Origin of the sequence: uncultured Methanobrevibacter sp. (assembly GCF_947166415.1) — an archaeon.
GTDB lineage: Archaea > Methanobacteriota > Methanobacteria > Methanobacteriales > Methanobacteriaceae > Methanocatella.
Genome location: NZ_CAMVEE010000001.1, coordinates 1 through 23,465, shown reverse-complemented (window position 1 = coordinate 23,465; position 23,465 = coordinate 1). Strand labels below are relative to the sequence as shown.

Here is a 23,465-nt window from a genome sequence, read left to right as displayed (position 1 = left end):
TTTAATACACATCTTCTGGGTTTACAAGTCTTTCTAGGATAATTTCCAAATCTTCATCTTTCAAATCTTCAATATCCACATTTTCTGTGTTTAATTTTCTGAAAAAGCATGAAAGGTAGCCCTCATGGCATGCGGCTCCCTGTTGTTTAATTTTTAAAACGATTGCATCCATATCGCAGTCAACGAGAATTTCCTTAACTTCTTGGAAATGGCCTGAACTTTCTCCTTTCAGCCAAATCTTATTCCTTGATGTGCTCCAATAATGCGCTTTACCGGTTTCAATTGTTTTTTGGAGAGCTTCCTTGTTCATATTTGCCAACATCAATATTTGATTGGTATCCGCATCCTGAGCAACTGCTGTAATAACCTTTTGGCCATTGATTTCATGTCTGAAGTTAATTTCCATATTCATTCCCCTTTAACATACTCTACGATATTTTCAATATCAATTAATTCCTGATTGCCGCTGACCATATCCTTAATGGTGATTTTTCCATCTTCCAACTCCTTAGGGCCCATAAGGGCTATTTTTTCCACTTTGATTTTATCAGCGTAATTCATCAGTTTCCTGAACTTTTTATTGTTCAAATCAACATCGGCTTTGATTCCGTTTCTTCTTAAAAGCTGTGTAATTTTGTAAGCTTCACTTCTTACATCTTCAGTAATAGGAATAACATAAATGTCCAAGTGGGAACCGAGCTCTTCCACTTCAGTCAATTCTTCGATTGCATTCATCAGCCTGTCGAATCCAAGTGCAAAACCGGTTGATTCAACTTCTTGACCACCGAACACTTTAACGAGGCTGTAGGACCCTCCACCGCAGATTTGCTTTTGAGCGCCGAGTTCAGGTACATAAATTTCAAATACGATTCCTGTATAGTAGTCAAGTCCTCTTGCAACACCCAGGTTCAAGGTATAGTTTTCAACATCGAAATCTTCCAGAAGGTCAATCAATTCTTTCAGCTCTTCTAAAGCAGCTTTTGATTCGTCATATGGTGCAATTAACTCTTCGACATCATTTAAGATTGATTTGTCTCCTACTAAGTCAATCAATTTTAAAAGAATTTGGTTCAGTTCATCATTGTCAATAACAGGGTTGTCTCCGCTTAAGGATTCGATGAGCAAATCCTTGTCTCCCTTGTCAATGACAACCATAATCTCCCTTTGGGTTTCATCTGAAATGTTGAAGTGACTGAACAGTCCTCTGATTATTCCCAAGTGGTTGATGTTGACATCAGCGGTTGTGATTCCCAATGCATTGATTGAATCTGTACATAGTGCAATGACTTCAGCTTCCCCTTGAGGAGTTTTGGCACCGATTAATTCGCATCCGAATTGCCAGAATTGTCTGAATCTTCCTTTTTGTGGCCTTTCATATCTGAAACAGCTTCCGTAGTAATAGAGTTTGATTGGCTTTACTGCTGTCTTTTCAAGTTCATTCAAGTATAATCTTGCAACGGGTGCAGTAATCTCTGGTCTTAAGGTCAATTCACGGTCAGATTTATCTTTAAAGTTGTATAATTGATCTACAATTTCCTCTCCAGATTTTGTAGTAAATAGCTTTAATTCTTCAAATAATGGAGTTTTTATTTCTTGATAACCATAACTTTCAAATATTTTTCTTAAGGTACTTTCCGCTTTTTTTCTTTGTCTCATTTCGTCAAATAAGAAATCTCTTGTACCTCTAGGTCTTGCAAATTCCATTTTAGCTCTCCTATGATTAAATTTATTATAATTAGAATATGTTTATACAAAGTTATATAATCTTTGTTAATTAATTAAATATTATATGAATATTAAAGGTAGTACAAATATTGTTGGCTTAATAGGCCATCCTGTGGAACACAGTTTTTCACCGCCAATGCACAATGCCGCATTTGATGCATTGGGTTTAAATTATGCTTATGTCGCTTTTGATGTCAATCCCAATGATTTGCAATCAGCCATTGAAGGTGCCGCATCATTGAACATTAAGGGATTTAATGTTACCATTCCTCATAAGATTGAAGTAATCAGGCATTTGGATGAGCTGGATGAGGTTGCGGGATTAATTGGTGCCGTAAATACAATAGACTTTAAAAATCTTAAGGGATATAACACTGATGGAATCGGCGCTATCAAAGCCATTGAAGAGGTTACCAAAGTCAAAGATAAGAATGTTGTTGTTGCAGGAGCGGGAGGTGCTTCAAGGGCAATATCCTTTTACCTTGCAAAATTTGGTGCAGCTTCAATAACAATACTTAATAGAAATGTCGAAAAGGCTCAAATGTTAGCTGGAGACGTTTCAGCATCAGATTTAATAGATGAGGTTAAATCAGATTCAATTTCTCAAATCACCAGTCATTTGTCAGATGCCGACATTTTGGTTGATACTACTCCTTTGGGAATGGACCCCCACATTGACGATGAGCCAATCGCCAAAGCAGATGCGATGCATGAAGATTTGGTTGTCTTTGATGCTGTCTATAATCCAAATGAAACAGTACTGATAAAAGAAGCCATTAAGGCAGGTGCCAAACCTGTTTATGGAATAAAAATGCTGCTTTATCAGGGTGCCGAAAGTTTTGAGATATGGACAGGCAAAAAAGCCCCAATTGACGTGATGGAAAAAGCCCTTAGGGAAACACTGAATATAGAATGATAATATGGATTTGATGTTTGATATTGCAGGCCTGGCCTCAAAAGAAGAGAAATTTTCCGATTCCAAGAAGGATGTTTTGAAATTCCTAAAGATAATCGGAGTGGACACTCGTTTTATTTCATACACTCCTCAAAAGATTTATATCAACAATTTAAGGTTTTCAAAATTCTCAAGAAAAAGGCAGGCAACATTTGAAAATCAGTATCCGGAAATCAGTGTCGTAAGGAGTTCGCTTTTTCAAAAGATTTGCTCAAAATCATCAAAGGTGCTGGCTTTGGAAATCGAACCGAATTCACGTATTCTAATGCCTGAGGATAATTTCATCGTTGAAGTGTTGATGGAGCCTTACACTAGAAAATATGGTGTGAAATTGGTTTATGATGGAGATTATGACTTGATAGTCAATCCGGTCATCCTTGATGAGAAGGTAAATCAGATCTTTTCAGAAATATTCAACGGCGAGGGTTTGACTTTCAGCAAAAAATCCAATGAAATCTATCCGCTAATCAATGTTCCAATCAACTGGATCAATTCATTTTTGGAAATGGATGGAAAAAAAATCATTGAAAACGAAAACGATGATGAGCTAGCCACTTCATTTGCAGAATTTTTAGAGGATGTGGCTCCCCAATATAGGGAGAACGTTTTGAAGGCATCAGATTTTATTGAAAAAAAATTAGAAGTTGAAAAGTGACACCTGTTTATCTGTTTTCTTTTTAGGCTTTTCTTCTTTTTCAGGTTCTTCAGCTACAGGCTCTTCTATTGGTTCTTCAACTATTTCTTCAACTTTGGGTTCTTCATTTTCAATGCCCGGAATTTCAAATGGAAGGGGGTCTTCAACGGGAATTTCCTCTTCTGTTATTTCAATATCTTGAGGAATATCCATCATTTGATTTTGAAGTTCTTCAAATCTCCTGTCACGTTCCTCAACCCTCATTTGAGCTTTTCTCTTTTCCATTTTTTCAACGGTCTTTTTAGGTATTCCTCTTGACCTGAAACGCTTGATTTCAGATTCTTCGAGTTCTAAAAAGTCGGAAATTTTCCAAGCAAGCTCAGGGTCTTTGAACATTATTTCAAGGTAAGGAAACATTGATATTGCAATGGAATTGGAAATGTGCATTTTCTTGGACATCTTTTCTGCAATTCCGTCTCTCAAGTTTCTTTTTCCCCTATTTTTTCCCATTGTTGTAAATATGGTCGGGCTTTGGATTTTTGTGAATTTCCTATATTTTTCATGCTTTGAAGCACTCACTCCAATACCCATGAAGTCTGTGGCATATTTCCAGTAACCGTAATATCTGCTGCTTTGCGCCCTTCCAAAGTATAAATCTGCCTTTGCTATGTTTTCATAAGCTTTTTTGATTTCATCTTTTTTTGTGTACTCTCTTGGAATATTCTCGGCAATGTATTCCATAACCAATGTAGGGTCCTCTTCAACCATCAGTCCCCTTTTAACTTTTGCAGGAGTTTGGCTTTTTAAAACTATTGTAACTCCATCTATAATGGTTGAACGGTCATCCTTGGTAATGATATCTTTAACGTCGGACACTTCTAAAACGGAATCCTTGTCAGACAGCGCCTGAAGCGTATTTATTGCAGACCTCACATCACCTTTTGACTTAACTGCAATTTCCTTAATCGCTGCGGGATTTGCCTTAATATCCTCTTCTTTGGCAATCTTCTTAAGAAGAGCATTGATACTGTTCCATTTTGTTTTTTGCATTTTGATTACAATGCACTTTGGCTTTATGGATTGTAAACGTTTTGAATAAAAGTCATTGGCCATTAGAATCATTGGATGCTTGGAGTTTTTGATAATTTCTCCTATGGCTCTCACTCCACCACGGTCGTTAGTTCCGTGGATTCCATCCACTTCATCCATAATGATTAGTTTGTATTCTTCGCCAAAAAGAGACCTGGATGAGGATGATTCGCCAACTGTGCTTTTGATTGCATCCTGGGAACGCTTGTCACTTGCATTGAGCTCAATATATTCGGAAAATTCCTTTGCGATTATCAATGCGAATGTTGTTTTTCCAATTCCTGGAGGTCCGATTAAAAGCAATGGCTTTTGAGGATTACCTGCTTTCCAATCTGCAATCCATTTTTGGATTATCTGCTTTTCTTTGTTATAACCAACTACTTGAGCGAAGCTTTGCGGTCGGTATTTATCAGTCCATAACATTTCTATACCTTAAATGAATTTGGTCAGGAGAGCTTCAAGTTGTATTCTTGGGTTTGCTCCTTCTCTTATTCTAAAATCACAATCAGCTATCGCTTCAATCAAATCAATATAAAAGTCAGCTTCCATTTTTCCTTCGACAACTCTTTTGGAAACCTCTGCATAAATTTGGCCAACCATGTCTTCTCCGCTAGTTCCCTGTAAAACCATGGTTTCTCTTAAAATATTTCTAGCGCCTAAAAAGTCACCCATCAATGCTTTATTGATCATGTTTCCAATGTCTTGAGGTTTAGCTTTTGAAATTACTTCATACACGGCATCTTCGTTGATAACTTCTCCTTCACTTGCAGCTGCCTGTAGGACATTAACAGCTTTACGCATATCTCCTTCAGCAAAGTAAACTATTGTCTCAAGACCTTTTTCATCCGCTTCAAATCCTTCGTTTTCACAGATGAATTTTAGTCTTTCAGCTATTTCCTCTCCTTTAATCGGAGCAAATCTGAAAATTGCACATCTTGATTGGATTGGATCTATGATTTTTGATGAATAATTACATGAAAGTATGAATGAAGCGGTTTTTGTATACATTTCCATTTCACGACGGAGAGCGTGTTGAGCGTCTTTTGTCATGTTGTCCACTTCATCTAGGAATATTATTCTAAATGGGGCTCCGACAGGTTTTAATCTACAGAAATTCTTAATGTCATTCCTTACTGTGTCAATTCCTCTGGCATCGGAAGCGTTTAATTCTAAAAAATTTTGCCTCCAGTATTCCCCAAGAATTGATTTAACAAGTGCAAGTGCAGTAGTTGTCTTTCCAACACCTGCAGGTCCTGTAAACATTAAGTTAGGCATGCTGCCTTCGCCTACATATTTTTCAAGTCTGGTAATGATTTGTTTTTGTCCTACAATATCTTCTAACTTTTGTGGTCTATATTTTTCTACCCATGGTCCGGTCATTAAATCACCATTTTTTCACTAGTAACATTTATGTATGATGTAATTAAATTATTTTTTGGATTAACTTTTTTAATATATGAAATCCAATTAATATATAATTAAAGCGAGTATTTGATTAGTAATATTTACATGGATATGGTGTTTATTATGATGAGAAAGACATGGAGACTTAAATTAAGAATGTTAATGACAACTGTTTTGATGTTTTCAATTGTTTATTTCCTTATAATGCTTGTAGGCTGGCATTTTGGAATTACCCGCTGGAGATTCTATGCGGTTATAAGTATAGCAATTGTATTTTTACAGTATTGGTATGGACCATCCTTAGTAAAAAGTTCAATGAAGGTAAGGCCCTTATCCGAAGCGGAAGCACCTCATATCCATCAAATGGTTCAGGAACTCGCTGATGCAGCAGAAATTCCAAAACCTGAAATTGGTTTGTCTGAAATTAACATTCCAAATGCATTTGCATATGGAAGATCAAGTAAAAGTGGACACATTGCTATTACCCGTCCAATATTGGGTTTGCTTGATAGGGATGAGCTAAAAGCAGTAATAGGTCACGAAATGGGCCATATCAAACATAATGACATGGCTGTAACTGCTGCTGTAAGTGTCGTTCCGATGATTTGTTATTACATTGCCCTGTCCTTCATGTTTTCAGGCGACAGCAGAAACGGAGGAGGTCTCATAATTGGAATTTTAGGTTATGTATTTTACTTAATCGGCCAGTTATTGGTTTTATTCATCTCAAGAACTCGTGAATACTATGCAGACCAGGCTAGTGTAGAGTTTGGAAACAAGCCTGCAGCATTGGTATCCGCCCTTTATAAGTTGTCATATGGTGCTGCAAGGTGCAGCAAGGAAACAATCGATGAACTAAATACAAACAGGGCATTTTTTGTCAATGATGTAAATAATGCAGAACATGACGTCACAGACTTCCAGCAAATAGATTTTGATGGTGACGGAAAAATTTCAGATGAAGAGCTAAGAAGACTTGTAAATTCAGAAGTTAAAATTTCAAAAAAGAATGGAATCATGGAATTGTTATCCACTCACCCGGATTCCCTTAAAAGAGTAAAAAGATTAGCAGAATTGGAAAATTAGGTGTAGACTATGAAGATGATTTTAGATGAACGCGGCAAGAAGTATGTTTTGAAACCAGGAGCTGAATTTCAAAGCGATTTGGGAATCGTTTCTGCTGAAGTCTTGGACAATGCAGATATTGGCGATGAGGTTAAAAGCCACTTGGACCACACATTTAAGATTGTCAAACCTAACATCAATGATTTCATAGATGTAATGGACAGGAGATGTTCAATACTTCTTAAAAAGGACATAGGTTTAGTATTGGCTCATACAGGTTTGGGAGCAGGTTCACGAGTAGTTGATGCGGGAACCGGTGCGGGAGCCATTGCGCTTAATTTCGGAAATGTCGTCGGATCTGAAGGTGAAGTGTTTACCTATGAAATCCGTGAAGACTTTGCTGAAGTTGCCCAAAAAAACATCGAGAAATTTGGAATTGAAAATATCCATGTCAAAAATCAGAACATCAAGGATGGAATCGATGAGGACAACCTTGATTTAATCTTTTTGGACCTGCCAAAGCCATTTGAAATATTTGAAGAGGTGCAGGAATCCTTAAATGTTGGAGGATGGCTTGCCGTTTATGCACCATACATTGATCAGGCCGAAATTTCCTATCGCATTGCTAAGAAATTAGGATTTTACGATATAGAAATAATTGAAATTCTAGAGCGTGGTTTGGAAGTTAGAACTCAGGGTGTCAGGCCAAAAACACGAATGGTTGGCCATAGTGGATATTTGGTATTTGCAAGAAAATTGTAGATATTAACTTTTTTTTTTAAATAGGATTCATTGAAAAATAAAAAGAAAAAATCAGGAGAAGTATTTTCTCCTTTATTCATTGAATTAATTGCTTTGATAACTAGTTTATAGCATATTAAATGCTATTCTGAAGATTTATCTATCTTTATTGGTTTAAATTTGTTTACGTCGTTGAATTCTTTTAGGTACTTGAGGCAATCTTTGGTTTTGCTTTTATCCAAATCATCAAAAGAACAATCAACAATATATTGATCCCCATCAATTTTAAGGAGTTCCAATGCACCCACTTTTTCCTTAGTTGAATCTGTGTATTCTGCATAAGTGTCATTGATTATTGTAACATTTCGAGTGTCGCTATTGTTGAAATTGTCCTCATAATCTACAAATGCACTATATGAGTTCAAATCCATTTCGAAGTCACCATGGATAAAAGTTACTGCTTGTCTTTCAAAGCCTACAGGGGCATTATAGTCAGTTATGCTGGCTGCTGAAACAACACAAATTGAAAAGGCCAACAATATCAAAGATATCATGATTATTTTAAGTTTACTCATATTTTCACCTGCTAATTCACGATATTTAAAGAAGTTATTTGGCCAGTTTATATGCATCATATGCTGCAACTAGACAAATTATGTCCACAGCAACAATTGGATTTGCCATTTTTTTCTTCAAATTTATAATACTACTTATGTTAAGAACATGTTATATATTTTTCACAGAGGGGCAATGCTAAATATCCAACTGTCCAATTAAAGTAATCATATGAAAAGAGCAACATTAATTTTTATGCAATCACTTTGGGGACAATGTCTTTATTTCCTGTAATCTGAACACTTTTTCCATCCTGAACATACCTGAATGTTGCGATACCATCAGTTTCGGAATAGAATCCTTCTGTTCCGTTAATGGTTTTTTTAACTTCTCCACCCTCAGGTTTTAAACTGTTCATAGTGTAGTTTTTGCCGTTAATGAAAATCACCTGGAGATTAAGCATGTCTCCCTTTTCGTTCAGGTACTGATAATTACTTAAAGTAACCTTATTGATTCCTAAATTATAGGTTTCATTATCTTTTCTAATATCCTTCTGTTCCCCATAACCTTTAGGCACATTAAAGTTTACTCCATCAATGTTTACATGTGTATCTTCATTAAATGGGGTAATGTCCAATGCACTCAACATGCTCACGTCATCATCATCTGCAGCATACAACGGGCTTGTTGCGATAATTGCAATAGCTAAAAAAATTATTAAAAAATGTTTTACTTTCATAATACCCCTTTTAATTTGCATAGATTTATGCATGTTTTTTTTTAATCTTAAAGATTAGGCTGTAACATTTTATCTTTAATGTAAAAAATGATATATATTATCATAAATAAATAGTATTTATTCCACTTTAGATAATGAATTATTTAATGAAATGGAGCAGAAAAATTCAATGAATGCATTGATAACGATTTTTATCACCGTAATTGTTTAGTTTGAAGGTCTGCGAGAATAATTTATTGTTGGCCTGCATGTTCGCAAAATTATCCGACAATCTCTGCTGAAAATATTTTTAAACAAGTTAGAGGTATTAAAAATCACTAATTCTATGCATTTGTTGTTTTTTCCAAGTGATTAAATACAGATTTACAAAAGAATTTCATACTTTAAGAATAATCAACGGATTATTTTCCTGTTAAATAGATAAGGGAGGAAAAATTTTGAATAAGAAAATATTTCTAATAACTGCATTGGTATTTTTAATAATGGGTATCAGTGCAGTTAGTGCTGAAGATATTAATCAAACAGATGTTAATTTGGAAATAACCGATTCTGACGTAATGTCTGTTGATGAACCTATATCTTTCACTGATTTATCAAATGATATTTCCGATAACCCTTTTGTTTTTGATGTCAACTCAGATTATGCATTCAATAATCAGACAGATAAAAATTTCACTAAAGGCGTAAAGGTAATATCTCAACCGGATGGTCAGTATACCATTAATGGAAATAACCATGTAATAGATGCCAAAAATCAAGCAGGCATCTTTAATTTTATTAATGGTACAGTATACATCAATAATCTTAAATTAGTTAATGGAAATATGAGTGCTATAGTATTAGGTAATTGTAAACTGCATACCTATAATGTTACCTTTGAAAACAATCATGATTCTTCTGAGGGCGGCGCAATATTTGCCTATGGAAGTGAATATTACAGCAGTCATGATAAATTCATAAATAATTATGGAAATAGAGGTGCGGCAATTTTTTCCAGTTCAAGCCCAAAAATCGAAATAGATAATTCAACTTTTAGTTGCAATAAGACACTCGTTTGGGGCTTAATTTATGGTGAAGAGTCCGATATTACAGTTAAAAATACTATTTTCACCAATATGAGTTCAAGATATGCCACTGCAATTTACTCTGATAAATCCAGGCTCACAGTTTTAAATTCCAAATTCATTAATTTATTTGCAAATGCTACTGCAGGAGCCATTGGGGGTAAAGAAGCCGATTCAATAGTTATTGATGGATGCAGTTTTATTAATGTCACATCAAGTAAAAATGCAGGGGCAATTTATTTAGATATGATTAGTGACAATAAATATTCAGGGAATCCTGTAACTGTGTCAAACTCTCTTTTTGAAAACTGTTCTTCAGACTTTGGTGGAGCGGTTCTGCAATTGGGAGGTGCTCTTAGTATTGTCAAAACTAACTTTATTAATAATGCCGCTACTTATATGGGAGGGGCAGTATATGTATCATCTGCCTCTGTTTTGATGTCCCATAGCAAATTTAATGGAAATGCTGCTAAAGATTTAGTTTATTCTTTTGGCGGAGCATTATACCTGGACAACAGCAGTAATATAATAGCCTCATGTGAATTCACAAACAATAATGCTACAACTGGCAATTCAATTTATTTATATGATAGTAAATACAATATCCGAAATTCATATTTTTCAAAAGGCAATAATGAAGCTATTGTAAGCTTTTTCGATGCGGGTGCTTCAACTTTAAAAGATAATGAATTTAACGGCGGAAGAGTATTGTTGAATCAGTCATTTTCCAGTACAATCGTGGAATACGAAGGCAAACAATTCACTTTAAATCCACTCATTATCACAAATGCAACTGCAAGCAGCGCCAGATTTGATTTACGTGATTATTACAATAACGGATATTGTTTGGCAGGGGTTGTTAAAGACCAAGGAAACAATGGGGCATGTTGGGCGTTCGGTGCTACCGGTGCATTTGAATCTGCATTTTTAAAAGCAACTGGAATATTGCTCGACTTGTCTGAAAATAACATTCAAGATGTCGCAACACGATATAATGAATATGGTACAGTGAGCATATCAGAAGCAGGATATGGTTATTCTGGAATGGGCCTCTTCTTATCTTGGATAGGAATCCTCTCAAAAGACCTTGACAGTTATGATGAACTCGGTAAAATAGGCATTGCAACATTTTCTGATGATTCATATCACATTCAAAATTCAGTCATAATACCACCTCGTGAATCCCCATTGGATAATTCCAAATTAAAAGAAGCTTTAATTAATTACGGAGGATTAACAGTTCATCTTTATGGTGCATCAGCAAACAATAAATATTATAATCCAGTAACACATGCACAATATTATAATGGACTTGGATTTGGAAATCACTTTGTGACATTAGTTGGATGGGATGACAATTACTCAAAGGATAATTTTAAAATAAAACCAAAAGGTGATGGTGCTTGGATTTGTAAAAACAGTTGGGGAACTGACTGGGGTGAAAATGGATTCTTCTATGTATCTTACTACGACACCACCATGGCAATGTCCGCTCAATCTTATGGATATGTTATAAACAGTGTAGAAAACTACACTAAACTGTACCAGTATGATATTGGAGCATATGGCAGATATTTGTATGACGAAGGTAAAATTATCACATGCGTCAATACTTACGATGCTACTGGTAATGATTTGATAAGTGCTGTTGGAACTTACTTTGAAAAAGCGAATGACGCATACACAATAAAAGTATACGTTGACGGCAATGAAGTTTACACACAAACCGGAAAATCCACTCATGGCGGATTTGAAACAATCAAATTAAATAAGAAAATTGCAGTCAATGCTGGCCATCAGTTTTCCATTGAAATACAAGCAAAAAGAATACCAATACTCGAAGACACAAGACTTCATTTTAATAGCGGAAAATCCATCGTGTACTTCGATGATGAAACAGATGATTTAGGAAATTTTGGAAAAACCGCATGTATTAAAGCATATGCTGTTCCAAATCCTAATCCAGAAAAAAGCAATTCAAGGTACTATACAAAAGACAGCAATTTAACAATTTATTCAACTGCCAATGGTAAAACAATCCTCATCATGAAGGATAACGATATATTGGGCAGTGCAATTGTTAATGATGGTAAAGCAACATTTGATCTCACTTTAGATTCTGGAACCTATGTTATTGTCACTCCATATGGTGATGAAGAAGTCTTAAATGGGTTTGAGATAATGAAGAGTATTGATATTCCAAAAAGCGTCAAAATAGGATATAAATACAAATTAATCCTTGATTCTACCTTTTATGATGGAGAAGGTATCGAATTATTCTTCAGGGACATACCTGTCGAATTAGATGGTAAAGCCTACAATTTCACTATAGAAAATAATGAAGGAGTACTTTCTTTGTCCCTTTCTAATTTAGCTATTGGAACACATACATTGATTTTAAAGAATCCCGAAACTTTAGAGCAAAGTGTTACAACAATCAAAGTTGTTTCAAGATTCAGCGGTAATTCAAACGTAAAAATGTATTATGGTGATGGATCTACCTATAAAGTGAGGGTGTACGGTAACAATGGAGCTCCTGTAGGTGCAAATAAAATTGTAACCATTAAATTCAATAAAGTAACCTATAAGGTTAAAACAAACAGCAAGGGTTATGCAATTTTCAAAATACCATATACTGCCAAACCAGGTATTTATACATTATTTGCGACCTATGGCCAAACAATTAAAAACACAATAAACATAAAACAGGTTTTAACTCTTCAAAAAGTGAACGTTAAGAAATCTGCTAAGCAATTGGTTATTAAGGCTACTTTGAAAAATGGAAAAACCCCTATCAAAAACAAAGTTGTAAGATTCAACTTTAACGGCAAGGCGTATTCAGTTAAATCAGATAAATATGGTGTTGCAAAAATAACCGTTACAAAAGCTCTACTGAATAAGCTCAAGGTCGGTAAAGTAGTAACATACCAAGCTACTTACATCAAGAATACCGTTAAACAAAGCGTGAAAGTTACTGCATAATTTTAACTTTCACTATTCTTTTTTTTTTAAAAATGAAAATGTGGAGAAAAAGTGTTTCTCCGGTTATGGGTGGATTACACCATTTGGAATGTCATATTTGCTGTAATTTTTAGCAATCTTATCGACTGTTCCATCTTTAAACATTTCATCTAATGTTTTTTGAACTTGATCTCTTAGTTCAGTGTTTCCTTTTTTAAATCCAACACCATATTTCTCATGTGTAATGCTTTCGTTTAGGACTTTGCAGTCAGGGTATTTTTCGACTACAATATATTGTGCCATTCCGCTGTCTGCAATTACTCCGTCACAAACTCCTGATTCCAAATCCATCATCGCAGTATCATATATGTCCACTTCAGTTATTTTACCGAGGGTGTCATTTAGAGTGGTGTTGTTTCTGATGCTTTGCAAAGCTGAAGTTCCTTGCTGGATTTCCAGTGATTTTCCTTTTAAATCATTAAAATTAGTTATATTGGAATTAGATTTGACTATAACGACAGGAGTATTGTTGAAGTATGGTTCAGACCAGGTATAGTCATTTTCTCTTCCGTCAATACTGAATTCACTCCAGATACAATCGATTTCATTGCTGTTTAGTTCCAGCTGTTTTGTATTCCAGTCTATAATTGGTTGAGCCCTAAATGTCCAGTTGTTTCTTTTACATACCTCTTTAGCTAGTTCAAGATCAAAACCTGTGAATTCTCCGCTTTCATTTTTATAGCCAAATGGTGGGAATTGCCCATTAAACCCAACTATAAAGTTGTCATCGGCGTTTTCGGAGTTTGCTTCATCGCTATTGAAAAAATCAAACATATTTCCTGCACTTACCGCACTAATCATCAGGAATATTGTCAGGGTCAATGTTAAAATAAAAACTATTTTTTTATTCATTTTCTTCCTCTTTTTAGATTTTATCATAATTTTTGTTTTATACTTTTTTTTTAACTTATTGTTAAAATTTTTCAATATTTTATGAATTTTTCAAATCTTTGTAAATTTATAGGAAAAAAATAACCAATAATGTATCATTTAATTTACATTATTTCTATTGAGGCATGTTTTTTTAAATTCAAATAAAAAAAAGTTGGAATAATTAGATTATTCCATAAATAATGCAGGTTTGTAAGGCATTGCATTTTTGGCCTTGTTTTGTGGGTCGTATGAGTCATCGGTATGAATAATAACCTCATTACCACATTCTTGTTTAATGTAGTCAAGGGCATCGGTTAGAATTTCTTCTTCGTTGATTTTACCGATGTATTTTGTTTTGGTAATTTCCTTACCTATTTTTTTGGCCACCATAGCTATTTCTTTTTTATCGTCATAGATGTTAGCTCCGATAGCTCTTCCCATAATTTGACCGATATCAGGTTTTCCGACCTCATCAGCTATTTTATATAACTCCCATTTCCAGTCAGGAGCAAGATAAATGTGGATTTTTTCAACTTCATCTCCGACCATTTGCTTGATGTGTGCAATGTCTTTGATGATGTTTTCCACAAGTTCTTCTGATTTTTCTATTTCAGGACTTACTGATTCTGGGTCGTATTTCGGCCAATCAGCTTCACTTACAAAGCCTTTTCCACCATATGTGCTCCATAATTCTTCTGAAGTATGTGGAGTAAATGGTGCCAAGAGCCTAATCCAGTTTTCCAGTACGGTAGATAAAACATAGATTACTGCCGGGTCTTGTGAGTCAAGCAGATGTTTAACTCTGTACAGGTAGTGGTCCACATCTTTTTTAAGTAAGAATAATGCATTTTGCAATGCTTGTCTTGTTTGGAAGACTTCGAGTGCTTCAGTTGATTTTTTGATGTGTTGGTTGAGCTGGCTGATCATCCACAAGTCAATGGTACGGCTCAATTCAACTTTTTCGATGTTGCTTAAGTTCAATGGGGAACCTTTGATTTCTTCAACTTTTGCTGCGAATTCCCTAAACCATTCAAGTCTTCTTTTAGTTCCAAGAACTTCTTTTTCTCTCCAATCGAAATCTTGCCATGGTTCGGCGGATGCCATCAGGAAGAGCCTTACGACATCTGCGGTGTAATCGCGAATCGCATCTTTTAAAAGAATAACATTTCCTTTTGAGGATGACATCTTGTTTCCTTCTAAAAGACCCATTCCGAACACGACAGTTCCTTTTGGCCATTTTTCTTCAGGATAAATGGCACTGTGGGCAAACATTAAAAAGCTCAAGTGGTTTCCAACTAAGTCCTTTGCAGATAATCTCCAGTCAAGAGGATACCAGTAGTTGAATTCATCTTGGATTTCTTGAACTTTTTCTGCAGGAACATTTATTTCTCCTGAATCTTTGTTCAAAAGAACCTTATCGAAGAATGCAAGGTTCAAATCATCAGGGTTCATATCCCTTAAGTATTTGGCTATTGCATAGTATGACATGTAAATTGTAGAGTCTGTTAAAGGTTCAATTAACCATTGGTTGTCCCAGGGGAGCCTTGTTCCAAGACCCACTTTTCTAGAGCATGCCCAATCATCTAGCCAGTTGATGTAATATTCAAAGTTGCTTTTGAGTTCTTTTGGAATGATTGTTTCGCCTTCAAGAACTTTCAAGGTTTTTTCAGTCCATTCTTCATTTCCATATTTCATGAACCATTGGTTGTCCATGATTTTAACGACACAATTGTTTCCGCATCTGCATACTACAGGCCTTTCTGCAAAGTCATACATTATTGTAGCCATGTTGTCAGCTATTAGTTTTTCCTTTAGCTCTTCACGGGCAAATCTGACTTTCATTCCACCAAAATCAGGTATTGATTCAAGAATTGTACCTTTGCTGTGTTGCTGTTTGTACAATTCGTTTGTAGCTTCATGCAGTTTTTCATCGTTTTGATCGGTAATTCCTAATCGTTCAATGATGTCTGCTGCAGGGATTTCACCATATCCCTTAAGTGCACATACAGGAATAGGATGGACATTTTCAATGATTCCTTCCAGATTATATTTGGCTATCATTTCATCATTTTTCTTCAAGTCCTGAAGTGCAATGTAGTCCGCTGGAGCATCAGCAGGTTCGGAAAATACGACTCCACTTCCGTAGGATGCACTAACGAAGCTAGCTGGGAAAATTGGGATTTCATTTCCTAAAAATGGATTTGTAGCCATTTTTCCAATCAAATCATTAGGATCAATTTCTGAAATAATTTCTAAATCTTTAATTTGGTGTTTTAAATTGTAGTGAGCTTCTTTTGTAATTACCCAGTTTTCTCCTTCAGCATTAACTAGGACATATTCGACATCAGGGTTTAACCAGATGTTTGTTGCACCGACAATGGTTTCGGGCCTGAGTGTTGCGGTTACTAAAACATTATCATCGATTTTGAATTTTAAAAGGGTTAGTTCATTTACGCCAACGCCTTCACCTTCAAGCAAATCGTGGTCTCCAACAGGATTGTCACAGTTTGGACAGTATTTGACAGGGTGTTCTCCTTTTGCAACCAATCCTTTGTCATGCAATGTTGTAATTTGCCATTCGATGAATTTTCTGTAAGTCGGATCGATTGTTCTGAATTCTCTTCTCCAGTCTATTGAATATCCCATTTCGTCCATAACTTCATGGTATTCGGTTGAGAAGTATTTTACAATGAATTCAGGGTCTTCCAATTTTGGCAAGGTTTCTTTTGGAACTCCATGCACTCTGTGATACAGGTCAAGTGTCCATGGGTCTTTCCTTTTAATCCTGTCAGCTATTCCAATAACAGGAGCACCGGTAACGTGCCATGCCATAGGGAACAGTACGTTGTATCCTTCCATTCTTTTAAATCTAGCATATACATCAGGCACGGTGTAAGTACGGCCGTGTCCTATGTGCATTGCACCACTAGGGTATGGAAAAGCAACGGTAATGTATAATTTTTCTCTTTCATCAGGGTTTGATTCAAATAACTTTGCATCAGCCCATTTTTTCTGCCATTTCTTTTCTATATTTTCGCTCACTAAATCACCATTAAAAAATTTTTTTAGGAATCTCGGGAACTTTAAATTTATGTTCACTCCTAACAATCTTTGTAATAATCATATTAACATCATCAACTGAAATATCTAATCTATCAGCTATTTCAGTATTTTTTACATCTTCACAATAAAGATAAAGAATCTGGTCGAGCAAGTCATAATTCATTCCAATTTCCGCTTCGTCAGTTTGATTGTCCCATAAACCGGCACGCGGAGGTTTGTCGATAATTTCTGTTGGAACATCCAGGAGTCTGCTTAACTCGAATACTTCTGTTTTATATAAGTCTCCTATCGGTTCAAAGTCGCATGCGCCATCACCATGTTTTGTAAAGTAACCGATAAGGATTTCGCTTTTGTTGCCTGTTCCGGTAACAAGGTAATTCTTTTGATTTGCATAATAATAAATGAGTGACATTCTAATTCTGGCTTTAAGATTGCCGATAGCCAAATCATTGTCTTCAAGTTGGCTAACAGATAAGAATTCATTCAATATGCTGTCGATAGGTATTTCTTTGTAGTCTATGCCTAACTTTTGAGCTATATCAATTCCATGAATACTGTCTTCTGCCGGTGTAGTTGCAGATGGCATTACAATTCCAAAAACGTTTTCTTTTCCTAATGCTTCACAGGAAAGATGCGCTACCAGAGTAGAGTCAATTCCCCCACTTAAACCGACAACAACACCATCAGTTTTGGATTCATTGACTTTGGATTTAATGAAATCAACAATTGTCTGTTTTGTTTTTTCAAAATCAATTTTTGGAATTTCACTAATGTTTTCACCAACTTCATCATTTATACATCATATAGTATGTAATTATTAACTTATATATTGTATGCAAATGTGAATTCTCGAATGTTTAGTTAAAGATTTGTCAGTTTCATGCAGATTATATTGTATAAAAACTAGATGCAATGTGATGGAAAATCGAGTCCACTAACTGAAAATAATGCCTTTTCAAAGCATTGAATTATAAAAAAAAGAATAATGGAGGAAATTAATTCCTCATAATTTCATGTTCATTTTAAAACGAAATTTTTAATGCCGATTATGCTTAAGATTATGGCTAGTATATAACCAATTAAAGAGATCAATGGCATGTCAAATACCACAGGTCCAAATGACACTACTGAAGAACCGATTATAAGTGCTGAGACTAGTGCGATTATTGAAACCTTGTCGGTAATGTCTACTTCAAGCTTAAATTTCAATTCTTCATTATCGATTTTGTGAATTGTCCTTGTGAGGAGTTTTGGCATGTTCCTGAGCATGTGTTCATACAGGATTATGTTGCTTTTCTTGCCTTTTAAAAACTGTTTAGGACTGACTCTTTCTCTGGCTATTTGTGCAGCAATAGGTTTAACTGATGCGAAAACATCGATTTCGGGGTCTAAGTTGTGTGCAATGGATTCAATCAGAGTTAGACCTCTTGCCATTGTAACAATCTCATTTGGAAGAATAACCCCATATTCCTGCATAAGGCTGAGCAATGCCTCTAAGACGCCATCGAAACGGTTAAGTTCAACACCGAAATACCTTGCGAACAAATCATTCAAGTCCCTTCTTAACGTTTTTGTGTCGGTGTCGTAATCAAGGATGTCCATGTACATTAATTGATTTATCAATCCGTCAACGTCTTGGTCTACAAGCAATACCATCGCTTCGGAAAGGTTTCGTTTGAATTCATCGTCAAAGAAGCCCATCATACCTAAATCAAGGTAACACACGACATTGTCCTCTAAAATCATCACGTTTCCAGGATGAGGATCCCCATGGAAGAATCCATCAATGAACAGTTGTTGGAGATATGAATCAAGAACGTATTTCGCTAAAAGTTTTTTATCGAATTCTTCGCTGTCGCTTTCATACACGTCATTCAATTTGGTACCATCAATGAATTCCATTGTTAAAACTTTTGAGGTACAATATTTGGTGTAAGTGGCAGGAATGTGTATATGTGGATTTTCAACGAAATTCATTTCAATGCGTTGCATATTCATAAATTCGTTATAATAATCTATTTCCTTGTGGATTGAACGGTCGAATTCGTCCATGATTCCGGGCAGGTTCAATTTTCTAAGGTTGGCGTTCCATTTGTCTGCACGAGTAGCGATATATTTCATTATTTTTATATCAAGGTCAATCTTGTCTGTGATGCCCTCTTTTTGGATTTTAACTGCAACTCTCTCACCGGTATTTAAGGTGGCTTCATGAACCTGGCCGATTGATGCGGTTGCCAAGTGGTCATGTTTGAACTCAGAGAACAGATCGTCAATATTTCCTTCGAGTTCCCTTTCAACTATTGCCTTGACTTGCTCGTAAGATATGGCGGGATTGTCATCTTGCAGGTTAGTCAATTCAGTTGCAATTTTTTCACCGACAATATCCTGCCTTGTACTTAATAGCTGACCTAATTTGATGAAAGTAGTTCCTAATTCCTGAAGCATTAGCCTTAATTTGATAGGAATATCCTCATCCAATAGGACATTCTCTGCATCATCTTCATCTTCGCTTTTGCGTATTTTGCTTTTTGCGGTTTGGCCTAAAACTTTATCGAAGCCATATTTTTTTATGACTTCTCTAATTTCCTTTAAACGTTCTTTTGTTTCTTTATCCATTATATCGCCTTTGTTATTAGCTATCAACAATGCCAGATACTAAAAAGGTCACACCTTCTAAAATTAGACATATTCCAACGAGAATCGCAGTATATAATGGTTGTGCGATTGAATAGAATGCGCAGAATACTGCTATTATACCTAAAATCAAAATCAATACTGATGCGAGTCTTGATATGGTGCCGAATCCAAAAGCAATGCCGACAATACCAACGAATATCATTACAAATGCAATTAAATAAAATTGGTATGCAACTATGAAGGATAATGCGTCTATTTTATAAATAAATAATAATCCTAGTATTATTGCACAAATTCCGAGTAGTATGTCCAGAAGTGAAACATGAGTCAGCATGCTCCATACAGAAAATCCGTCAATGATGGAAGCAAATCCGAATGCTATTAAACATATTCCTGCAATCCAAGATACTGCTTCTGTACTGTATACTGGGTAAATTACAAAAATTAAGCCTAATATTATAAACAAAATTCCAAGTATTTTCCTAAAATCCATATTTATTCTCCTTTGATTTTTTATAAAAATATTGTTATGTTTGAGTCTGTAAAGCTAAACTACCTACTCTCATAACAAATATATGCATATAAAATATTTGTAGTCAGTACTAATAATTTTAATTATTATTTGTCTAATTTGTTTAACAATTGTTCAGTTTGTTCAATTACATAATATCAATTACTTTATTAAATATCAACATCACATTATTTTGTAAGAAATAATCCTTATTGAAATGTATAGATTAGTAGGGATATTAGTTTTAAGGGAATGACAATATGAGTGGGAACAAACATCAAAAAGAAACGGTAAAGGAAAAAATAAAAAAGGCATTTTCATTATCAGAGGATTCTGCATCACATGACTAGATTCGAACACGTCTTTTGGATGGAGGCCAGGTAACCGGAACAAATATATGTGTTCTGGTATGTGCAATGGTAATCGCATCTGTCGGCCTAAACATGAGTTCAACAGCAGTGATTATCGGTGCAATGCTGATTTCACCAATAATGGGGAGCATTCTTGCTTCCGCATATGGAAGTGTGTCTGCAGATTATCCATTGCTTCGAAATCATATGATCGGTTTCGGTTTGCAGATTGCAATCAGTGTTGCTGCAGCCAGTATTTATTTCCTTCTTTCTCCGGTTAAGGAGCCAACTGCGGAATTGATGGCAAGAACAGCGCCTACTTTTTACGATGTTCTCATCGCATTCTTCGGCGGGCTTGCTGGAATCATAGGACAGACCAGACTGGACAAAACAAACACGGTTATTCCGGGTGTTGCAATTGCAACCGCACTAATGCCTCCGTTATGTACCTGTGGATATTCCATTGCAAACGGAAGATTGGATATGCTCCTTGGAGCAGGTTATCTGTTCATAATCAACGCATACTTTATTTTCCTGGCTGCCAGCGCCATATTAACCGTTTTAAAAATCAAAGTGGGTATGCCTTATCGGACAAATATCCGAATCCCTGATATTTGAAATCTGATATCAAACCGTTTTCCGGTTCTTCATAGACGTAATCCGGTGAATATCCCAGTCCGCGGATTGTTTTGTTCATTGTAATTCCATTAAAGGTTAAGGAGATATTGTCTCCAACTGTCACATTTTTCGCTTCAGCAAATCTTGCATCTAACCAAATTCCGTCTTCATCACTGAAATTTATATTTCCTCCTTTAACAGGATAATATTTGGAGATGTTGTTTTTCTCTAAGAAATGCAGCGTTACTACCGGTTCGTCATCCAAATCGGCCGTTGACTTTACAACGAATTGGCTTTCAATGCCGGTTGTCGAATTCATATTCTTAAAATCATTAACAACACTTCATTGAAATCAGTTCCAAGCGCATATGCATCGGCCATGTTTGTTTCATTGTAATAATTATTGAGGTTGTCTTGAAGGCCTTGAACTTCAGATCCGATTCCTGCAAAGGCAAGCAATGTAATAAAGGACATTAAAAAAATAGCAATGAATTGCATTTTATTTTCCTTAATATCACGTAACATCTTCTTGAATAACATTAAATCACCAATTTATAGCATCCACAGGTTCGGGATTTTCATTTGTTTCAATGAATTCAACTTCACCATTTTTGATGTGAATAACTTTGTTTGCAACTTTTGCAAATTCACTGTTGTGTGTTACTATAATGACTGTCGTATTTTCACTTTCACATAGGTTAACTAGCAATTCAACAATGATTTTTCCGGTGTGGGAATCCAATGCGCCTGTGGGCTCATCACACAAAAGCATTTTTGGTTTTTTTGCTATTGCTCTTGCAATGGATACTCTTTGCTGTTCTCCTCCGGATAGTTCTGAAGGAAATTTATTCACGTGCTGTGACAGCCCCACCTGATTTAAAATCTCTTTTCCATCTATATTTTCATCAACAACATCATTTAAAATCTCAATATTTTCACATGCAGTTAAATTTGGGATTAGATTATAAAATTGAAAGATGAAACCTATTTCTTTGGCACGATAACGTGTAAGTTCTTTATCTGAAAAAGCGCTGATGTTTTCATCATCAATAATTATTTCGCCGCTTGTGGGCTTGTCCAGGCCTCCTAAAAGGTTAAGAAGTGTTGATTTACCGCTTCCGGATGGACCAAGTATCACAACAAGTTCTCCTTGGTCAATTGTTAAATTAAGATTGTTTGCTGCTTTAACTATCTGATTTCCCATTTTATATTCTTTTGAAACACTATTAACTTTTATCAATGTTTTCATTTTTCAAACCCATTCTTGTTTATTTATTATAATATATTTTTTACATTATCTCAATGTTATTTCACGGAATCATGCTAAAATAATGAAAAAGAATTCCTTATTGTATGGTGATATAATTCAATTTCAATGACTCAAAAAGATATTAATTTAAAAATTAAAATTGCTATAATAACTAAATTTATATACTATAAGGAATTAAAATAACATTTAGTAACTAAAAGTAATTTTATTAAGGAGGTTTATTAACTTGGCATTTAAAGATTATTTCAATTTCAATAAAGATAAAACCACATTTATTTTTGTAGGAGGTAAAGGGGGAGTTGGAAAAACTTCCGTTTCATCTGCCACTGCACTTTGGTTGGCTGAACAAGGTAAAAAGACTTTAATCGTTTCAACAGACCCTGCACATTCTCTGTCTGATTCACTTGAAGTACCAATTGGAAGCTACCCTCGTGAAATTAAGGCTAATTTGTTTGCGGTCGAAATAGATCCTGATGTAGCTATGGCTCAAAAGCAAGCTCAATTGGAAGCCCAAAAGGCCGCAAACCCTGACGATGCAGGGGGCTTGTTGGGTATGGATTTCCTATCTGACCAATTGGACATGGCTTCAGCATCTCCCGGTGCTGATGAAGCGGCAGCATTTGAAATGTTTATGGGCGTGATGAATTCCGATGAATTTGATGTGGTTGTATTTGATACCGCACCGACTGGACACACTTTAAGGTTATTGTCCTTCCCTGAAGTAATGGATTCATGGGTTGGTAAAATGATGGTGCTTAAAGCTAAATTAGGTACTGCAACCAATGCACTAAAGAAAATCATGCCATTTATGGATGCAGTTGATGATCCTCAGACTTCTGAAGATTTAAAAAGAACTAAAGAAGAGCTTGACAAGGCCAAAGCGGTTTTATCTGATCCGGAAAGAACCACATTCAAGATGGTTGTAATTCCTGAAGAGATGTCAATCTATGAATCAGAAAGGGCACTTGAAGCACTTGGAAAATACGACATTACCGTAGACAGCGTTATTGTAAACCAGGTAATGCCTGATATTTGTGACTGTGATTTCTGCCATTCAAGACATAAATTGCAACAAAAACGCTTAGCATTAATCGATCAGAAATTCCCTGACCAGCACATTGCCGAAATTCCTCTGTTCAAGGATGAGGTCA

Annotated in this window: 21 protein-coding genes; 7 read left to right on the top strand and 14 right to left on the bottom strand. The window is 35.5% G+C overall.

All coding sequences use genetic code 11. The annotated features are described in order from the left end of the window. Nucleotide 1: 1 nt before the first annotated feature. Nucleotides 2-406: a phosphoribosyl-AMP cyclohydrolase gene (gene hisI, locus Q0W25_RS00105; protein ID WP_297827627.1), complete on the bottom strand. Its 405-nt coding sequence runs from the start codon at nt 404-406 to the stop codon at nt 2-4. A gap of 2 nt (nt 407-408) precedes the next feature. Continuing rightward, nucleotides 409-1,704 carry a histidine--tRNA ligase gene (hisS, locus tag Q0W25_RS00100; RefSeq protein WP_298517350.1) on the bottom strand — a complete coding sequence of 432 codons (1,296 nt, stop codon included), beginning with the start codon at nt 1,702-1,704 and terminating at the stop codon, nt 409-411. A gap of 85 nt (nt 1,705-1,789) precedes the next feature. On the opposite strand from hisS, the gene Q0W25_RS00095 reads away from it, so the two are divergent. Both Q0W25_RS00095 and Q0W25_RS00090 read left to right on the top strand, forming a co-directional pair. Then, nucleotides 1,790-2,641, top strand: a complete 852-nt coding sequence (locus Q0W25_RS00095; RefSeq protein WP_298517347.1) for a shikimate dehydrogenase — start codon at nt 1,790-1,792, stop codon at nt 2,639-2,641. 13 nt (nt 2,642-2,654) lie between these two features. Next, nucleotides 2,655-3,335, top strand: a complete 681-nt coding sequence (locus Q0W25_RS00090) for an ATPase (protein WP_367270512.1) — start codon at nt 2,655-2,657, stop codon at nt 3,333-3,335. Here Q0W25_RS00090 and Q0W25_RS00085 read toward each other — a convergent pair. Both Q0W25_RS00085 and Q0W25_RS00080 read right to left on the bottom strand, forming a co-directional pair. Then, nucleotides 3,318-4,826 (bottom strand): replication factor C large subunit, encoded by a 1,509-nt coding sequence (locus tag Q0W25_RS00085; protein WP_298517341.1) that lies wholly within the window; start codon nt 4,824-4,826, stop codon nt 3,318-3,320. The genes Q0W25_RS00090 and Q0W25_RS00085 overlap by 18 nt on opposite strands. A gap of 9 nt (nt 4,827-4,835) precedes the next feature. Then, the gene (locus tag Q0W25_RS00080; protein ID WP_298517338.1) at nt 4,836-5,783 is read right to left on the bottom strand and encodes a replication factor C small subunit; all 948 of its coding nucleotides are present in this window, start codon (nt 5,781-5,783) and stop codon (nt 4,836-4,838) included. Between the two features lie 150 nt (nt 5,784-5,933). Between Q0W25_RS00080 and Q0W25_RS00075 the strand changes: the two genes are divergently transcribed. Together Q0W25_RS00075 and Q0W25_RS00070 are read left to right on the top strand one after the other, a co-directional pair. Continuing rightward, on the top strand, nt 5,934-6,893 hold the full coding sequence (locus Q0W25_RS00075) for a zinc metalloprotease HtpX (protein WP_298517479.1): 960 nt from the start codon (nt 5,934-5,936) through the stop codon (nt 6,891-6,893). Nucleotides 6,894-6,902: 9 nt separating this feature from the next. Beyond that, nucleotides 6,903-7,634 (top strand): tRNA (adenine-N1)-methyltransferase, encoded by a 732-nt coding sequence (locus tag Q0W25_RS00070; RefSeq protein WP_298517336.1) that lies wholly within the window; start codon nt 6,903-6,905, stop codon nt 7,632-7,634. Between the two features lie 122 nt (nt 7,635-7,756). Here Q0W25_RS00070 and Q0W25_RS00065 read toward each other — a convergent pair whose 3' ends face one another. Both Q0W25_RS00065 and Q0W25_RS00060 read right to left on the bottom strand, forming a co-directional pair. Continuing rightward, entirely contained in the window at nt 7,757-8,188 is a 432-nt protein-coding gene (locus tag Q0W25_RS00065; protein ID WP_297825823.1) for a hypothetical protein, read from the bottom strand. A 233-nt stretch (nt 8,189-8,421) separates the two neighbouring features. Beyond that, nucleotides 8,422-8,907, bottom strand: a complete 486-nt coding sequence (locus tag Q0W25_RS00060; RefSeq protein ID WP_297825820.1) for a hypothetical protein — start codon at nt 8,905-8,907, stop codon at nt 8,422-8,424. Between the two features lie 437 nt (nt 8,908-9,344). On the opposite strand from Q0W25_RS00060, the gene Q0W25_RS00055 reads away from it, so the two are divergent. After that, nucleotides 9,345-12,953 carry a C1 family peptidase gene (locus Q0W25_RS00055; RefSeq protein WP_298517334.1) on the top strand — a complete coding sequence of 1,203 codons (3,609 nt, stop codon included), beginning with the start codon at nt 9,345-9,347 and terminating at the stop codon, nt 12,951-12,953. Between the two features lie 63 nt (nt 12,954-13,016). On the opposite strand, the gene Q0W25_RS00050 is transcribed toward Q0W25_RS00055, so the two are convergent. From Q0W25_RS00050 to Q0W25_RS00030, 5 genes are all read right to left on the bottom strand, one after another. After that, complete coding sequence (locus tag Q0W25_RS00050; RefSeq protein WP_298517331.1) at nt 13,017-13,844, bottom strand: transporter substrate-binding domain-containing protein; 828 nt, start codon at nt 13,842-13,844, stop codon at nt 13,017-13,019. A gap of 207 nt (nt 13,845-14,051) precedes the next feature. Further along, on the bottom strand, nt 14,052-16,907 hold the full coding sequence (gene leuS, locus Q0W25_RS00045; protein ID WP_298517328.1) for a leucine--tRNA ligase: 2,856 nt from the start codon (nt 16,905-16,907) through the stop codon (nt 14,052-14,054). Between the two features lie 10 nt (nt 16,908-16,917). Then, nucleotides 16,918-17,682, bottom strand: coding sequence for an NAD+ synthase (locus Q0W25_RS00040; protein ID WP_298517475.1), 765 nt, complete (start codon nt 17,680-17,682; stop codon nt 16,918-16,920). Between the two features lie 263 nt (nt 17,683-17,945). Beyond that, the gene (locus tag Q0W25_RS00035; protein WP_298517325.1) at nt 17,946-19,544 is read right to left on the bottom strand and encodes an AarF/ABC1/UbiB kinase family protein; all 1,599 of its coding nucleotides are present in this window, start codon (nt 19,542-19,544) and stop codon (nt 17,946-17,948) included. A 16-nt stretch (nt 19,545-19,560) separates the two neighbouring features. After that, nucleotides 19,561-20,058, bottom strand: coding sequence for a DUF308 domain-containing protein (locus tag Q0W25_RS00030; RefSeq protein WP_297825809.1), 498 nt, complete (start codon nt 20,056-20,058; stop codon nt 19,561-19,563). 383 nt (nt 20,059-20,441) lie between these two features. Between Q0W25_RS00030 and Q0W25_RS00025 the strand changes: the two genes are divergently transcribed. Continuing rightward, nucleotides 20,442-21,044, top strand: coding sequence for a DUF389 domain-containing protein (locus Q0W25_RS00025; RefSeq protein ID WP_298517321.1), 603 nt, complete (start codon nt 20,442-20,444; stop codon nt 21,042-21,044). On the opposite strand, the gene Q0W25_RS00020 is transcribed toward Q0W25_RS00025, so the two are convergent. Genes Q0W25_RS00020 through Q0W25_RS00010 form a run of 3 tightly spaced genes read right to left on the bottom strand, consistent with a single transcriptional unit; the run spans nt 20,995 to nt 22,293 of the window. Then, nucleotides 20,995-21,363, bottom strand: a complete 369-nt coding sequence (locus Q0W25_RS00020) for a hypothetical protein (protein ID WP_298517318.1) — start codon at nt 21,361-21,363, stop codon at nt 20,995-20,997. The genes Q0W25_RS00025 and Q0W25_RS00020 overlap by 50 nt on opposite strands. Further along, a complete protein-coding gene (locus Q0W25_RS00015; RefSeq protein WP_298517315.1) occupies nt 21,360-21,584 on the bottom strand; it encodes a hypothetical protein in 225 nt (74 codons plus the stop codon). The genes Q0W25_RS00020 and Q0W25_RS00015 overlap by 4 nt, the downstream gene beginning before the upstream one ends. A 4-nt stretch (nt 21,585-21,588) precedes the next feature. Continuing rightward, nucleotides 21,589-22,293 (bottom strand): ABC transporter ATP-binding protein, encoded by a 705-nt coding sequence (locus Q0W25_RS00010; protein ID WP_298517312.1) that lies wholly within the window; start codon nt 22,291-22,293, stop codon nt 21,589-21,591. Between the two features lie 247 nt (nt 22,294-22,540). On the opposite strand from Q0W25_RS00010, the gene Q0W25_RS00005 reads away from it, so the two are divergent. After that, nucleotides 22,541-23,465: TRC40/GET3/ArsA family transport-energizing ATPase (locus tag Q0W25_RS00005; protein WP_298517309.1), on the top strand; the 925-nt coding region annotated here is incomplete at its 3' end.